The 15,677-nt window shown below is 68.1% G+C and carries 11 protein-coding genes and 1 pseudogene; 7 read left to right on the forward strand and 5 right to left on the reverse strand.

What is annotated here, in order from left to right:
- Window positions 1-206: 206 nt before the first annotated feature.
- From yjfF to RFN52_RS12175, 5 genes are all read right to left on the reverse strand, one after another.
- Window positions 207-1,229 (reverse strand): galactofuranose ABC transporter, permease protein YjfF, encoded by a 1,023-nt coding sequence (yjfF, locus tag RFN52_RS12155; protein ID WP_184845907.1) that lies wholly within the window; start codon window positions 1,227-1,229, stop codon window positions 207-209.
- Window positions 1,226-2,323 (reverse strand): ABC transporter permease, encoded by a 1,098-nt coding sequence (locus RFN52_RS12160; protein WP_229856265.1) that lies wholly within the window; start codon window positions 2,321-2,323, stop codon window positions 1,226-1,228. Before RFN52_RS12160 ends, yjfF begins: the two co-directional genes overlap by 4 nt.
- The gene (locus RFN52_RS12165) at window positions 2,320-3,858 is read right to left on the reverse strand and encodes a sugar ABC transporter ATP-binding protein (RefSeq protein ID WP_184845908.1); all 1,539 of its coding nucleotides are present in this window, start codon (window positions 3,856-3,858) and stop codon (window positions 2,320-2,322) included. The genes RFN52_RS12160 and RFN52_RS12165 overlap by 4 nt, the downstream gene beginning before the upstream one ends.
- 100 nt (window positions 3,859-3,958) lie before the next feature.
- Window positions 3,959-4,960, reverse strand: coding sequence for an ABC transporter substrate-binding protein (locus tag RFN52_RS12170; RefSeq protein ID WP_184845909.1), 1,002 nt, complete (start codon window positions 4,958-4,960; stop codon window positions 3,959-3,961).
- A gap of 148 nt (window positions 4,961-5,108) precedes the next feature.
- Complete coding sequence (locus RFN52_RS12175; protein ID WP_184845911.1) at window positions 5,109-6,155, reverse strand: LacI family DNA-binding transcriptional regulator; 1,047 nt, start codon at window positions 6,153-6,155, stop codon at window positions 5,109-5,111.
- Window positions 6,156-6,933: 778 nt separating this feature from the next.
- Between RFN52_RS12175 and RFN52_RS12180 the strand changes: the two genes are divergently transcribed.
- The 7 genes and pseudogenes from RFN52_RS12180 (at window position 6,934) to RFN52_RS12210 (ending at window position 15,538) form a co-directional block, all read left to right on the forward strand.
- Window positions 6,934-8,097, forward strand: coding sequence for a mandelate racemase/muconate lactonizing enzyme family protein (locus tag RFN52_RS12180; protein WP_107454750.1), 1,164 nt, complete (start codon window positions 6,934-6,936; stop codon window positions 8,095-8,097).
- 31 nt (window positions 8,098-8,128) lie between these two features.
- Window positions 8,129-9,133 carry a zinc-dependent alcohol dehydrogenase gene (locus RFN52_RS12185; protein ID WP_184845913.1) on the forward strand — a complete coding sequence of 335 codons (1,005 nt, stop codon included), beginning with the start codon at window positions 8,129-8,131 and terminating at the stop codon, window positions 9,131-9,133.
- Between the two features lie 121 nt (window positions 9,134-9,254).
- The gene (locus RFN52_RS12190) at window positions 9,255-10,223 is read left to right on the forward strand and encodes a hypothetical protein (RefSeq protein ID WP_184845915.1); all 969 of its coding nucleotides are present in this window, start codon (window positions 9,255-9,257) and stop codon (window positions 10,221-10,223) included.
- A gap of 140 nt (window positions 10,224-10,363) precedes the next feature.
- Window positions 10,364-11,476 (forward strand): multiple monosaccharide ABC transporter substrate-binding protein, encoded by a 1,113-nt coding sequence (gene chvE, locus RFN52_RS12195; protein WP_351118216.1) that lies wholly within the window; start codon window positions 10,364-10,366, stop codon window positions 11,474-11,476.
- Between the two features lie 46 nt (window positions 11,477-11,522).
- The gene (gene mmsA, locus RFN52_RS12200; RefSeq protein WP_184845919.1) at window positions 11,523-13,073 is read left to right on the forward strand and encodes a multiple monosaccharide ABC transporter ATP-binding protein; all 1,551 of its coding nucleotides are present in this window, start codon (window positions 11,523-11,525) and stop codon (window positions 13,071-13,073) included.
- Complete coding sequence (gene mmsB / locus RFN52_RS12205) at window positions 13,070-14,314, forward strand: multiple monosaccharide ABC transporter permease (protein WP_107454755.1); 1,245 nt, start codon at window positions 13,070-13,072, stop codon at window positions 14,312-14,314. The genes mmsA and mmsB overlap by 4 nt, the downstream gene beginning before the upstream one ends.
- A gap of 74 nt (window positions 14,315-14,388) precedes the next feature.
- Window positions 14,389-15,538: pseudogene (locus tag RFN52_RS12210) on the forward strand (aldose epimerase family protein).
- Window positions 15,539-15,677 lie beyond the last annotated feature (139 nt).

Below are 15,677 nucleotides of genomic sequence, written 5' to 3' on the forward strand. Positions count from 1 at the left end.
GCACGGGGGGCGTTCCTAGAGGCCGATGTGAAGGTTGTGTGCGGAACCCGCCTTTCCGCTTTGCCCACTTGAGGTCAAGCCCGACCATTCGCCGCGATCCTCCGGTGGCGGGCCCGGACATGCCACGCGGTCCGTCGCACGGGGGGTGTGCGACGGACCGCGTGGGGTGGGAGGGACCGCGTGGGTCCGCGGGCGTTCTCCTCGGGTCAGGTCTGCTTACGGTTCGTCATGGCCCGCTGGATCAGGATGAACGCGCAGAGCAGGACACCGGTGGCGATCTTCGTCCACCAGGAGCTGAGCGTGCCCTCGAACTGGATGATGCTCTTGATCAGGCCCAGCACGAGGACACCGAAGAGGGTGCCCAGGACGTAGCCGGAGCCGCCCGTCAGCAGCGTGCCGCCGATGACGACCGCGGCGATCGCGTCGAGTTCCATGCCGACGGCGTGCAGCGGGTCACCGGACTGGATGTACAGCATGAACAGCAGGCCTGCCAGCGCCGAGCAGAAGCCGCTCAACGTGTACACGGCGATCTTCGTGCCGCCCAGCGGAAGCCCCATCAGCAGCGCCGACTGCTCGTTGCCGCCGACGGCGTACACCCGGCGGCCGAAGCGCGTGTAGTGCAACACGTAGAACGCGGCTCCCAGCACCACCAGCGCCACGATCGCGCCGATCGACAGCTCCCCCAGTCCGAGCGACACCCGGGTCTGGGCCATGCTGCTCACCGTGGAGTCGCTGATGGAGATGGACTCCTTGTTGATGACCAGGCAGAGGCCCCGGAAGAGGAAGAGGCCGGCGAGGGTCACGATGAAGGGCTGGATCTCGAAGTTGTGGATCACATAGCCCATGAGGAAGCCGCCGAACGCGCCCACGCCCAGGGCGAGCGGGATGACCAGCAGCAGCGGCAGCCCCTGACGCTCCACCAGCCACGCCGTGAACATGGTGGTGAAGCCGATCAGCGAGCCGACGGACAGGTCGATGCCGCCGGACATGATGACGAAGGTGGCGCCGACGGCGGCGACCAGCAGGTAGCTGTTGTCGATCAACAGGTTGAGGAAGACCTGCGGTTCACCGAAACCGTAGTTCTGGTAGCGGCTGAGCCCGCCGATGTACATCGCGAGGAACAGGCCGGCCGTGACCAGCACGGGCAGCCGCTGATCGCCGAGCAGGCGCGCGGCCGTGGACGGCGTACGGCCTTCCGCTGCCGTACGGGTCTTGGTAGTCGCGCTCATCGCGACACCTCCATCTCAGGGGCGGCGTCGGCCGGGGTGGCGGGCTCCGCCGGGGCGGTGGTCCGGGCGCCCTTCGCGCCGAAGACCTTGGCCCGGAACTTCGGGGACTGCAGCAGACAGACGACGATGACGACGGCGGCCTTGAAGACCAGGTTGGTCTGCGTGGGCACGCCGATGGTGTAGATCGTGGTGGTCAGGGTCTGGATGACGAGGGCGCCGATCACGGTGCCGCCGATGGAGAACCGGCCGCCGAGCAGCGAGGTGCCGCCGATGACGACCGCGAGGATCGCGTCCAGCTCGATCCACAGACCGGCGTTGTTGCCGTCCGCGGCCGAGGTGTTGGAGCTGATCATCAGGCCGGCGATGCCCGCGCACAGGGCGCAGAACATGTACACCATGATCTTGATGCGTCGGGAGCGGATGCCGACCAGGCGGCTGGCCTCCGCGTTGCCGCCGACCGACTCGACGAGCAGGCCGAGCGCCGTACGGCGGGTCAGCGCGACCGTGACGGCCACGACGGCGGCCACCACGAAGATGGAGAAGGGCAGCGTCAGCCAGTAGCCGCCGCCGATGAACTTGTACGGCTCGCTGTTGGTGGTGATGATCTGGCCGTCGGTGATCAGCTGGGCGACACCGCGCCCGGCGACCATGATGATGAGGGTCGCGATGATGGGCTGGATGCCCATCCGGGCGACCAGGAAGCCGTTCCACAGGCCGCAGACCACGGCCGCCACCAGGCCGACGCCCATGGCGAGGAAGACCCCCGCCAGCGCGTTCTGGTCGGCCTGGTCGCTGATGTACGAGCAGGTCAGGGCGCCGGTGATGGCGACCACGGCACCGACGGAGAGGTCGATGCCGCCGGTGGCGATGACCAGGGTCATGCCGACCGCCACGAGGATAAGCGGTGAGCCGTACAGCACGATCGAGACGAGGCTGCCGTAGAGGTGGCCGTCCGTCATCCTGATCGCGAAGAAGTCGGGGGTGAAGGGGACGTTGACGAGCAGCAGGAAGATCAGGACCGCGACCGGCCAGAACAGGTGGTGGTGCGTCAGTGCTCGCCAGCGGGAGGGGGTGGTCACTGCCGGGGTACTCACTGGTGCTCTCCGCTCGCGATGGTCTCCAGGATCTTGCTGGTGGTGATCTCCGGCCCGTTGGTGATGCGCGCGACGAGCTTGCGGTCGCGCAGCACTCCGATGGTGTGGCTGAGCCGGAGCACCTCCTCCAGTTCGGCCGCGATGTACAGCACCGACATGCCGTCCTCGGACAGGGAGACCACGAGCTTCTGGATCTCGGCCTTGGCGCCGACGTCGATGCCGCGCGTGGGCTCGTCGAGGATCAGCAGCTTCGGCTGGGTGATCAGCCAGCGGGCGAGCAGCACCTTCTGCTGGTTGCCGCCGCTGAGCCGGCCGACGCGGGCCTCGGGGTCGGCGGGGCGGATGTCGAGGGCCTTGATGTACTTGGCGACGAGTTCGTCGCGCTGGGAGGCCGGGATGGGCCGGGTCCAGCCGCGGGACGCCTGGAGGGCGAGGATGATGTTCTCGCGCACCGTGAGATCGGGGACGAGGCCCTCGGTCTTGCGGTTCTCCGAGCAGAACGCGACCCCGGCGCCGATGGCGTCGTTGGGGGCGCTCATCGAAACCTGCTTGCCTGCGATGCTCACCTTGCCGCTGTCGGGCTGGTCGGCGCCGAACAGCAGCCGGGCCAGTTCGGTGCGGCCCGAGCCGAGCAGTCCGGCGAGGCCGAGCACCTCGCCCTTCTTGATCTCCAGGTCGAAGGGGGCGATACCGCCGGCGCGGCCGAGGCCCTCGGCCTTGAGAAGCGTCTCGCCGACGTCGGAGCGCATCTGGTGCTCGTGGAGCTCCTCCAGCTGGTCCAGGGCCTTGCCGATCATCAGCTCGATCAGCCCGACCTGGTCGAGGTCGGCCACCATGTGCTCGCCGACCAGGGTGCCGTTGCGCAGCACGGTCATGCGGTCGCAGATCTCGTAGATCTGGTCGAGGAAGTGCGACACGAAGAGGATCGCGACGCCCTCGTCCCGCAGCCGCCGCATCAGGCGGAACAGTTCGAGGACCTCGTCGCGGTCGAGGCTCGAGGTGGGCTCGTCCAGGACGAGCACCTTGGTGCCGGAGCCCTCGCCGTCGCTGTCGCCGTGGCCCACCGACCGTACGATCGCGACCAGTTGCTGCACGGCCAGCGGGTACGAGGACAGCGGCGCCGTCACGTCGATGTCGAGGCCGAGCCGGTCGACCATCTCCGCGGCCTGCTTGCGTATCTGCTTCCACTGGATGCGGCCCGCGCGGGTGGGTTCACGGCCGATGAAGATGTTCTCCGCCACCGAGAGGTTGGGGCAGAGGTTGACCTCCTGGTAGACCGTGCTGATGCCGGCGTGCTGTGCCTGAAGCGGGCTGCCGATCCGCACGGCCTTGCCGTCGAGGGTGATGGTGCCGCCGTCCAGGGAGTAGACCCCGGTCAGCACCTTGATGAGGGTGGACTTCCCGGCCCCGTTCTCGCCCATGAGGGCGTGGATCTCGCCGGGGAAGAGCCGGAAGTCGACGCCCGACAGAGCCCGTACCCCCGGAAACTCTTTGACAATGCCCGTCATCTCCAGGACGGGCCGCGGCTCTGCCATGGCAGCGCTCTCCTTGAAATGGGTTCAGGCCCGCAGGGAGCCTCCCGGGACCGGGTGGTCGCCGGTCGGCCGGAGGCTCCCTGCCGGTGGGTGCGGTCGGTCAGTACTTACGGGTGGGGAGCGCGTCCTTGGCCTGGTCCTGCATGAAGTCGCTCTCCTTGGTCTTGATCCAGCGCTCGACCGTCTCGCCCGCCTGCACCTTCTTCACGACCTCCATGAGCTGGGGGCCGAGCAGCGGGTTGCACTCGACGATCGCGTTGATCTTGCCTTCGGACATGGCGATGAAGCCGTCCTTCACGCCGTCGACCGTGACGATGAGGATGTCCTTGCCGGGCTTCTTGCCGGCCGCCTCGATGGCCTGGATGGCGCCGAGGCCCATGTCGTCGTTGTGCGCGAACAGCACGTCGATGTCCGGGTTGGACTGCAGGAAGGCCGCCATGACCTGCTTGCCGCCGGCCCGGGTGAAGTCACCGGTCTGGCTGGCGACGATCTCCCAGTCGTCCTTGTGCTCCGCGTCCATGACCTCCTTGAAGCCCTTGGCGCGCTCGATCGCGGGGGCGGCACCGGTGGTGCCCTCCAGCTGGGCGATCTTCACCTTGCCCTTGTGGCCGGCCTTCTCCAGAACCTTCTCCAGGATCTTGGCGGCACGGCGGCCCTCGTCGGTGAAGTCGGAGCCGACCAGGGTGACGAACAGGGACTCGTCGCTCTCGACGGACCGGTCGGTCAGGACGACCGGGATGTTCGCCCTCTTGGCCTCGTTGAGCACGGCGTCCCAGCCCTTGACGACCACCGGCGAGAAGGCGATGACGTCCACCTTCTGCGCGATGAAGCTGCGGATCGCGGAGATCTGGTTCTCCGGCTTCTGCTGCGCGTCGGAGAACTGCAGCTTGATGCCCGCCTCCTTGGCGGCCGACTTCACCGAGTCGGTGTTGGCGGTGCGCCAGCCGCTCTCGGAGCCGACCTGGGCGAAGCCGAGGGTGATCGCCTTGCTGCCGCCGGAGGAGGAGTCGGAAGGGCCGCCGTCCTCCTTGGCGCAGGCCGCCAGGGTGCCCGCCGCCGCCACGCCGACCGCCGCGGTGAGGAAGTTCCGTCTGTTGAGCATGTGTCTTCTCCTTTGAAGAGCCGGTTCGGGGAGGGCCCCTGGTACTCGGTTGTCACTCGATGGGACCGACCGCAGTGCGTCCAGCCTGTCGAGCATTGTTCGAGATTTCGGACATGTGCAGTGGGGGGCGCAAGGAGGCGGTGGGTCGTCAGCCGGGCGCGGTGCCCGGTTGGGGGATGTACGGGAACGTACTGGCACGGACGACGAGTTGGGGTTCGATCGCGACCGTGGAGGTGCCGGACGGGGTCCGCCCCTCGATGAGGTCCAGCAGCAGGGCGATGCTTCGCTGGCCCACCGTGGAGAAGTCCTGCCGGACGGTGGTGAGCGGTGGGGCGAAGAACTCCGACTCCGGGATGTCGTCGAAGCCGACCACCGCCACGTCCTGGGGAGTGCGCACGCCCGCCTCGCGCAGGGCCCGCAACACCCCCAGTGCCATCTGGTCGTTGGCGACGAAGACGGCGGTCAGGCCCCGGCCCACCCAGCCCGCCAGTTCCTGGCCGGCCCGGTAGCCCGACAGCGGGCTCCAGTCCCCCCGCAGGGCCATCGGCGGTTCCACGCCTGCCTCTTCGAGAGTCTCACGCCAGCCTGCGGTGCGGTCCCGCGCCTCCTGCCAGTCCTCGGGTCCGGCGAGGTGCCAGACCCTGCGGTGACCGGCGGCCAGCAGGTGGCCGGTGGCGAGCCGCGCGCCCAGGTGCTGGTCGACGTTGACGCTGGGGATCTCGGCGCCGGACCCGGTGCCGACGGCCACCACCGGGAAGGGGTGGCGGAGTTCGGCGAGGGCCTGGACGGCCGAGCGCTGCGGGGCGAGGGCGATCACCCCCTCCACCCCTCCCTCGCTGAGGCGGTCCAGCGCCTCGGCCAGGGCCTCGACCGTCAGCTCACGCACACTGACCGTCGAGACGAGGTACCCCTGGGCCCGGGCCGCCTCCTCCAGCGCGAAGAGTGTGCTGGCCGGGCCGTAGAGCGTGGTGTTGGAGGCGACCACGCCCAGGGTCCGGGTGCGCCGGGTGGCGAGGGCCCGTGCGGAGAAGTTGCGGCGGTAGCCCATCTCCTCGATCGCCCGCAGCACCTTGGCCCGGGTCGCTTCCCGCACATTGGGGTGATCGCCCAGTACGCGGGAGACGGTCTGGTGGGACACACCGGCCTGGCGTGCCACGTCGGCCATGGTGGGCGGTCGCAACTGCGAGTGGGTCACGGCCGCACCTCCCTGGTGATCGTCTGCCGGTAAGACCTGTGCTGCGGGTAAGACCTGTGCCGCGGGCGGACAAGTCCGCTTGGCCGGCTTCACGTCGGGGTTCCGGTACGCCCCGAGGCACCGGACGGGAAGGCGAGTTGACGCGGTTGGGGCACGACGCTCGTACCTCCTCAGAGGCCATGGGGCGACGAGTGGTGAATGCGGAGACATTGTGAGCGCTAACAATTCAGGGCGGTCAAGAGGGCTGCGCAAGGTCGGCCGTCACGGTTGAATAACGCGCCGGTCGCCGAATGTCACGAAGGCGGCCTCCTGCGGGGTGCGTCCCGGCCGGGGACAGCCCGTTGGCCCGAACGCGTTGACGCGGGCCGCCCCGCCGCCGCGCATCGGGGCGATACAAGGGCCGATCGGCCCGCCAGAGCCGCCTTTCGGTAGTTCGGAGCGTTCAAACCGATCACCACCCGGCCCATGCCACCATGGCCGGGAACAGTCGCTCGACACCCACCCCACGGAGACCGTCCGCCCCGCCGGTACGACCTGGCATCCGCTATGGACATGACCAACATCCGGGTCATCACGCTCACAATGAGCGCTACTTCTCAGGGCCTGAGCGGGGGTTGTTTCCACCTATTCGTCACGATCCCGGTCGGCGACCTGAAACCGTTGTCACGTCGACCCATTGACACCCCGACCGGTCGTCCTTACTGTCGCGACCAGCATTTCGAACAGGTGACGAAATCTCGAACAATCTCGAACAAACTCGATGAGGGCAGGGAGTACCGTGCGCATCACGGGAATCAGCACACACGTGGTAGGAACGCCCTGGCGGAATCTGACCTACGTGCAGGTGCACACCGACGAGGGACTCACCGGAGTCGGCGAGACCCGCATGCTGGGCCACACCGACGCGCTCCTCGGCTATCTGCACGAGGCGAAGACCAACCACATTCTCGGCTCGGACCCGTTCGCTGTCGAGGATCTCGTCAAGCGGATGAAGTACGGCGACTACGGCCGGGCCGGCGAGATCGTGATGTCCGGCATCGCCGTGATCGAGATGGCCTGCTGGGACATCAAGGGCAAGGCCCTCGGCGTGCCCGTCTGGCAGTTGCTCGGCGGCAAGGTCACCGACAAGGTCAAGGCGTACGCCAACGGCTGGTACACCACCGAGCGCACGCCCGAGGCGTACCACAAGGCGGCGCGGGGCGTCATGGAGCGGGGATACCGGGCGCTCAAGATCGACCCCTTCGGCACCGGCCACTTCGAGCTGGACCACAAGGAGAGCCTGTACGCCGTCTCGCTGATCGAGGCCGTGCGCGACGCCATCGGGCCGGACGCCGAGCTGATGCTGGAGATGCACGGCCGGTTCTCGCCCTCCACCGCCGTCCGCCTCGCCAAGGACCTGGCGCCCTTCAAGCCCGCGTGGCTGGAGGAGCCGGTGCCGCCGGAGAACCTGAAGGCGCTGGAGAAAGTCGCCGCCAAGGTCGACATGCCGGTCGCCACGGGTGAGCGCATCCACGACCGCATCGAGTTCCGCGAGCTCTTCGAGAGCCAGGCCGTCGACATCATCCAGCCCGACGTCGGCCACATCGGCGGCATCTGGGAGACCCGCAAGCTCGCCGCCACGGCCGAGACCCACTACATGCTGGTCGCCCCGCACAACGTGGGCGGGCCGGTGCTGACCGCCGCCTCGCTGCAGGTCGGCTTCACCGCCCCCAACTTCAAGGTCCTTGAGCACTTCAACGACTTCGCGGACGCGGACATCAAGAAGGTCATCAAGGGCGCCCCCCAGGTCAACCCCGAGGACGGCTGCTTCCACCTCTCCCACGAGCCCGGTCTCGGTGTCGAGCTGGACGTGGACGCCGCGGCGGAGTTCCCCCAGCAGCAGGCCCGTTTCGACCTGTGGGCCGAGGGCTGGGAGCAGCGCAAGCCGAAGGGCACCCAGTGAGGACCCGCCGCCCCGGCGCCAGGGGGAACCAGTGAACTCCGCCGTGGTGATCGAGGCTCCGGGCGAGCACCGGCTGGTGCCGCACGAGCCTCGACAGCCGGAGGCCGGCGAGGCCCTGGTCCGGGTGCACGCCTCGGGGATCTGCGGCAGCGACCGTGAGGTCTTCCAGGGCAACCGGCCCGAAGGATACGTCCGTTACCCCCTCACCCCGGGCCACGAGTGGTCCGGGACGGTGACCGCGGTCGGAGACGGCGTTCCTTCAAGTCTCGTAGGCCGCAAGGTCGTCGGCGAGGGCTTCCGCAACTGCCAGGTGTGCGACCGCTGTCACGCGGGCGAGACCACGCTGTGCACCGCGGGGTACGAGGAGACCGGCTTCACCCAGCCGGGCGCCATGGCCACCACGTTGACGCTCCCCGCCCGTCTGCTGCACGTCCTGGCCGACGACGCCGATCTGACGGCGGCGGCGCTGCTGGAGCCGGCCGCGTGCATCGCGGCCGCCGCGCTCAAGGCGCGGGCCGTTCCCGGTGAGCGGGTCGCGGTCGTGGGCACCGGAACGCTCGGCATGTTCGCCGTTCAGTTCCTGAAGGCGGCCTCACCGGCCGAGCTGCTCGTCGTGGGCACCCGTCCGGACCGGGCCGAGTTGTCCAAGCGGTTCGGCGCCACGGAGTTCCTGACCAAGGACCAGGAGCTTCCGGGCGACTTCGACGTCGTCATCGAGACCGCCGGATCCGCGGACGCCGCGCGTACCGCCGCCGCCCTGCTGCGGCGCGGTGGCCGCCTGGTCCTGACGGGCATCCCGGCGCCGGGCGCGGACGGGCTCGACCCGACGGATCTGGTCGTACGCCAGCTCGAGGTGCAGACGGTGTTCGGCGCGGCGCCGGACGCCTGGGCGCACACCGTGCGGGTCTTCGGGGCCGGGCTCCTCGATCCGCTGCCGCTCGTCACGCACGAGCTTCCGCTGGAGGAGTTCCCCCAGGCCATCGAGCTGGTGGGGTCCGGCGACCCGACGGTCGGAAAGGTCCTGCTGCGGCCTTGACCCACCCTCAGTCGTACGCCGGTGCGGGGTACCTGACGACTTCGTACCGGCGTACACCCACAATCTCGTTGTACCCAGAGCCGCGAACCTCGTCCGAAATATCGAATGTGAAGGACAGCCAGTGACCGACACCACCGCACCGTCGCCGCGCCGGCCCGGCGAGCAGGCGCTTACCGCGCTCGGACTGAGCGCGCCCGCCCTCGACCCCGCCGACGCCTCCCCGCACAGCTTCCCGGGCGGTGGGCGCTGGCGCACCGAGGTGCCCTCCGTGGAGGGGCCCGAGGCGCTCGGCGTGGTCCTCAAGGAGTCCTCGCGCCTCGACGTGCCGATCCACCGGATCAGCCAGGGCAGCGGCGTCTGGATGCTGACCGACGCCGAGATCACCGAGATGGTGGAGGCGACGGCCGAGCGTGACATCGAGCTCTGCCTCTTCACCGGCCCGCGCGGCACCTGGGACATCGGCGGCTCGACCCGTACCGACTCCAGGGGCGGCGGCCTCAGGGCCCGTGGCCACGACGCGGTCGCCGGCTGTGTGGAGGACGCCGTCCGCGCGACCGAGCTGGGCGTCAAGTGCCTGCTCATCGCCGACGAGGGCGTGCTGTGGACGCTGCACCGGGCCCGTGTCGCCGGGATCCTGCCCGCCGACACGACCTTCAAGGTGTCGGCGCTGATCGGCCCGGTCAACCCGACCGCCTACGCCGTGTACGAGAACCTCGGCGGCGACTCGATCAACGTGCCGAGCGATCTCACCCTCGACCACCTCACCGAAATCCGCCGGGTCTCCGGCGCCCCCATGGACATGTACATCGAGGCCCCCGACGACCTCGGCGGGTACGTGCGGATGTACGAGGTCGCCGAGCTGATCAGACGCGGCGCGCCGCTCTACCTGAAGTTCGGCCTGTCGAAGGCCCCCGGGATCTACCCCTACGGGCACCACATGCGGGATGTGACCCTGGCCACCGCCAAGGAGCGGGTGCGTCGCGGCCGGCTCGCCCTGGACCTGCTGGCCCGCCACGGCGCGGACGGCGACATGGCGCCGCTGGGCTCGCGGCTGCCCGGCGATCTGCAACGGTTCGAAATCCCGGCATAACGTTCCGGAAACTCGGCTTCACAGAAGACGACACAGCCAACCAGAATCCACCACATCTTCTCGGTCTTTCCGGCACGACCACCCGGAGCGACTTCGCGCCCCCCAGACCGAGCCCTGCACACAGATCAAGGATGATGATCATGCGTAACCGCAGAGCCGCCCTCACCGCCATAGCCGGAGCCGCGTCCCTCGCCCTCACCCTGTCCGCCTGCGGCCAGAGCGGTGAGGGAGGCAGCAAGGAGTCCGGAGGCGACACCAAGGGCGCCACCATCGGCATCGCGATGCCGACCAAGTCCTCCGAGCGCTGGATCGCCGACGGCAAGAACGTCGTCGCGGACCTGGAGTCCAAGGGCTACAAGACCAAGCTGGTCTACGGCGAGGACGACCCCGACCAGCAGGTCTCGCAGGTCGAGAACCTGATCACGCAGGGCGTCAAGGCGCTGATCATCGCCGCGATCGACAACAAGTCGATGAACAACGTCCTCCAGCAGGCCAAGGACGCGAACATCCCGGTCATCTCCTACGACCGCCTGATCCTCGGCACGCAGAACGTCGACTACTACGCCTCCTTCGACAACGAGAAGGTCGGCGAGCTCCAGGGCAGCTACATCGTCGAGAAGCTCGGCCTGAAGGACGGCTCCAAGAAGGGCCCCTTCAACATCGAGCTGTTCGCCGGCTCCAACGACGACAACAACACCCGCTACTTCTTCCAGGGCGCGATGAACGTCCTGCAGCCCTACATCGACAAGAAGCAGCTCGTCGTCCGCTCCAAGCAGACCAAGCTCAACCAGGTCACCACCCTGCGCTGGGACGGCGGCACCGCCCAGAAGCGCATGGACGACATCCTGACCTCGGCCTACAAGAGCGAGCGCGTCGACGCCGTCCTGTCCCCCTACGACGGCATCTCCATCGGCATCCTGTCGGCGCTGAAGTCCGACGACTACGGCTCCAAGAGCAAGCCGCTGCCGGTCGTCACAGGCCAGGACGCCGAGGTCGCCTCGGTGAAGTCGATCATCGCCGGCCAGCAGTCGATGACCGTCTACAAGGACACCCGCCAGCTCGCCAAGGTGTCCTCGAACATGGTCGACGCGCTGCTCAACAAGAAGAAGCCCGAGGTCAACGACACCAAGACCTACGACAACGGCGCGAAGGTCGTCCCGGCGTACCTGCTGGAGCCGGTCGCGGTGGACAAGGCGAACTACCAGAAGGAGGTCGTCGACTCCGGCTACATCAAGGAGAGCGACCTCAAGTAGTCCCCGCCGCCCACCGACGATTCACCACTGATTGGAAGGCACGACCATGGCGGGACCCGTCCTGGAAATGCGCTCGATCGTCAAGACCTTTCCCGGCGTCAAGGCGCTGTCGGACGTCACACTGACCGTCCGGCAGGGCGAGGTCCACGCCATCTGCGGGGAGAACGGCGCCGGCAAGTCGACCTTGATGAAGGTCCTCTCCGGCGTCCACCCGCACGGCACGTACGAGGGCGACATCCTCTTCGAGGGAGAGGTCTGCCAGTTCAAGGACATCCGGGCCAGCGAAGAGCGCGGCATCGTGATCATCCACCAGGAACTGGCCCTGGTGCCCTACCTCTCCCTCGCCGAGAACATCTTCCTCGGCAACGAGCACGCCACCCGGGGGATCATCAGCTGGACCGAGACCCTCCGGCACGCCACCGAACTGCTCCGCCGGGTCGGCCTCTCCGACCACCCCGACACCCGCGTCGCCGACATCGGCGTGGGCAAGCAGCAGCTCGTGGAGATCGCGAAGGCCCTGTCGAAGAAGGTCAAGCTGCTCATCCTGGATGAGCCGACCGCCGCGCTGAACGACGAGGACAGCGGCAAGCTCCTGGATCTCATCCTGGAGCTGAAGAAGCAGGGCATCACCTCGATCATCATTTCCCACAAGCTCAACGAGATCCGCAAGGTCGCCGACTCGGTGACGATCCTGCGCGACGGCCAGACCATCGAGACTCTCGATGTGAAGGCCGAGGAGACCACCGAGGACCGGATCATCAGCGGCATGGTCGGCCGCGACCTGGAGCACCGCTTCCCGGAGCGGTCGCCCCACGAGCCCGAGGAGGGCGCGGCACCGGCCCTGGAGATCCGGGGCTGGACCGTGCACCACCCGATCGACCAGCAGCGCAAGGTGTGCGACGACGTGTCGCTGCACGTGCGGCGCGGGGAGATCGTCGGCATCGCGGGCCTGATGGGCGCCGGCCGCACCGAACTCGCGATGAGCGTCTTCGGGCGGACCTACGGCCGGTACGCGGACGGCACGGTCCTCAAGGACGGCAAGGAGATCCGTACGAAGACCGTCCCGGAGGCGGTCAAGCACGGCATCGCGTACGTCACCGAGGACCGCAAGCACTACGGCCTCAACCTCATCGACACCATCAACCGGAACATCTCGCTGAGCGCCCTGGGCAAGGTCGCCAAGCGCGGTGTGGTCGACGAGCACGAGGAGCGGCAGGTCGCCGAGGGCTTCCGCAAGTCCATGAACATCAAGGCGCCGACGGTGTTCGAGCCGGTGGGCAAGCTGTCCGGCGGCAACCAGCAGAAGGTCGTCCTCAGCAAGTGGATCTTCTCGGGTCCGGACGTGCTGATCCTGGACGAGCCGACGCGCGGTATCGACGTCGGTGCCAAGTACGAGATCTACACGGTCATCGACCAGCTGGCGGCCCAGGGCAAGGCGGTCGTCTTCATCTCCTCCGAGCTGCCCGAGCTGCTCGGCATGTGCGACCGCATCTACACGATGGCCGCGGGACGGCTGACGGGTGAGTTCTCGCGGGCCGAGGCCTCCCAGGAATCGCTGATGCGTCAGATGACGAAGGACAAAGAGGTATCCCGATGAGCACGGACGTGACCGCCAAGAGCCCGGCCCCCGCGCCGCCGGGCAAGAGCGGAGGGGCCGCGGGCGACGGCCTGCTGCAGCTGGTGATGGAGGGCATGCGCCGCAACATGCGGCAGTACGGCATGCTCATCGCGCTGGGCCTGATCGTGGTCCTGTTCGCCGTCTGGACCGACGGCGACCTGCTGCTGCCGCGCAACGTCTCCAACCTGGTGCTGCAGAACAGCTACATCCTGATCCTCGCGATCGGCATGATGCTGGTCATCATCGCCGGCCACATCGACCTCTCGGTCGGATCGCTGACGGCGTTCGTCGGGTCGATGGCCGCCGTGTTCATGGTCAAACAGGATCTGCCCTGGCCCCTCGCGGTGGTGCTGTGCCTGGCCGTGGGCGCGGTCGCGGGTGCCGTACAAGGGTTCTTCATCGCGTACGGCGGCATACCCTCGTTCATCGTGACCCTGGCGGGCATGCTGATCTTCCGCGGTCTGACGGAGATCTTCCTGGAGGGCCAGACCCTCGGCCCGTTCCCGGACGGTCTGCAGAAGGTCGCCAACGGGTTCCTGCCCGAGGTCGGCCCGAACACGAACTACCACAACCTCACCCTGCTGCTGGGCTTCGCGATGATCGCCTTCGTGATCTTCCAGGAGGTCCGTGACCGCAAGCGGCAGCAGGAGTTCAACCTGGACGTCCCGCCCGCCAAGCTGTTCCTGCTGAAGCTGGTCGCGATCGGCGCCGCGGTGCTGACGCTCACCATGCTGCTGGCCAGCTACAAGGGCGCCCCGATCGTGCTGCTCATCCTGGGCGTGCTGCTCGTCGGCTTCGGCTACGTCATGCGCAACGCGATCATCGGCCGCCACATCTACGCGATCGGCGGCAACCTCCCGGCGGCCAAGCTGTCGGGTGTGAAGGACAAGAAGGTCACCTTCCTTGTCTTCCTGAACATGGGCATGCTCGCGGCCCTGGCGGGTCTGGTCTTCGCCGCCCGCTTCAACGCGGCCTCTCCCAAGGCCGGCCTCAACTTCGAGCTGGAGGCGATCGCGGCCTCGTTCATCGGCGGTGCGTCGATGAGCGGCGGTGTCGGCACCGTCCTCGGCGCGATCATCGGTGGCCTGGTCCTGGGCGTGCTGAACAACGGTATGAACCTCGTCGGCATCGGCACCGACTGGCAGCAGGTCATCAAGGGCATGGTGCTGCTGGCGGCGGTCGGGTTCGACGTGTGGAACAAGCGCAAGGTCGGTTCGTAAGCGGGACCGGGCCCCGCCGCCCGGCGGGGCCCGGCTCTTTGCCAGCAGTTTCCCCATGCGGTGGAGCCGCACATGTGGAACTGAACCGACGCACGGTCATCGCGGGAGCAGCGGCGGCGGGAAGTGGCCGCCACGACGCTCAGCGGCACGGCGCACGCCGCGGAAGGCAGGAAGCCGGTGAAGAATCTCTTCGGCGAGCTCGCCGACGGCACCAAGATCTACAGCTGGTCGCTGGAGAACGGCGGCACCCGCCTGAAGGTCCTCTCCTGGGGCGGTGTCGTCCAGTCCCTGGAGATCCCCGACCGTCGCGGCCGGTACGCCAACGTCTCCGCGGGCTTCGACAACATCGACGACTACGTCGCGAAGACCCCGTACTTCGGCGCCCTGATCGGCCGGTACGGCAACCGCATCGGCAAGGGCGAGTTCACCCTCGACGGCAAGGACTACCAGCTGTCCGTCAACGACGGTGAGCAGAGCCTGCACGGCGGCACCCAGGGCTTCGACAAGCGTGTGTGGGACGTCGAGCCGTTCGTGCAGGGCTCCGACGTCGGCCTGCACCTGTACTGCACGAGCGTCGACGCCGAGATGGGCTACCCGGGCACGCTCAAGACGAAGGTGACGTACACGCTCACCCGGCACGGTGACTGGCGCGTCGATTACGAGGCCACCACGGACAAGGCCACCGTCGTCAACCTCACCAGCCACGTCTACTTCAACCTCGCCGGTGAGGGCAGCGGCACGATCGAGGACCACGAGCTCCAGATCGCAGCCTCCCGCTACACGCCCACCGACGCGGGCCTGATCCCCACGGGCGAGCTGGCCAAGGTCGCGGGCACCCCCTTCGACTTCCGCAAGGCCAAGCCGATCGGGCGGGACATCCGCGCTTCCCACCCCCAGCTGGTCACCGCCAAGGGCTTCGACCACAACTGGGTCCTCGACAAGGGCATCACCGCCCGCCCCGAGCACGTCGCCACCCTGCGCGACCCGGCCTCCGGCCGCACCCTGAAGATCGCCACGAACGAGCCGGGCCTGCAGTTCTACTCCGGCAACTTCCTCGACGGCACGCTGACCGGCCCGTCAGGCCGCACCTACCGGCAGGGCGACGCACTGTGCCTGGAGACGCAGCACTTCCCGGACTCGCCGAACAAGCCGAAGTTCCCGTCGACGGTGCTGCGACCGGGGCAGACGTACCGCACGACCACGATCCACACGTTCGGCTGCTGAGGCCACTGACAGGTCTTCACAGACTCGACACATGTTCCGACCGTTTTCCCGACGGTTGAACAGTGTCACCGTGGTCTCCGTATGAATGGGCGGCCCGCGCTCCCCCGCGCGGGCCGCCCTTAAACGTCGGGCCCGTCCG

Source organism: Streptomyces collinus (assembly GCF_031348265.1).
Classification (GTDB): Bacteria; Actinomycetota; Actinomycetes; order Streptomycetales; family Streptomycetaceae; genus Streptomyces; species Streptomyces collinus.

What these genes read in the sequence shown, in the direction of transcription:
- mmsB (WP_107454755.1), top strand. Translation starts at nt 13,070, where the DNA reads ATGAGCACGGACGTGACCGCCAAGAGCCCGGCCCCCGCGCCGCCGGGC.
- mmsA (WP_184845919.1), top strand. Translation starts at nt 11,523, where the DNA reads ATGGCGGGACCCGTCCTGGAAATGCGCTCGATCGTCAAGACCTTTCCC.
- yjfF (WP_184845907.1), bottom strand. Translation starts at nt 1,229, where the DNA reads ATGAGCGCGACTACCAAGACCCGTACGGCAGCGGAAGGCCGTACGCCG.
- RFN52_RS12170 (WP_184845909.1), bottom strand. Translation starts at nt 4,960, where the DNA reads ATGCTCAACAGACGGAACTTCCTCACCGCGGCGGTCGGCGTGGCGGCG.
- chvE (WP_351118216.1), top strand. Translation starts at nt 10,364, where the DNA reads ATGCGTAACCGCAGAGCCGCCCTCACCGCCATAGCCGGAGCCGCGTCC.
- RFN52_RS12165 (WP_184845908.1), bottom strand. Translation starts at nt 3,858, where the DNA reads ATGGCAGAGCCGCGGCCCGTCCTGGAGATGACGGGCATTGTCAAAGAG.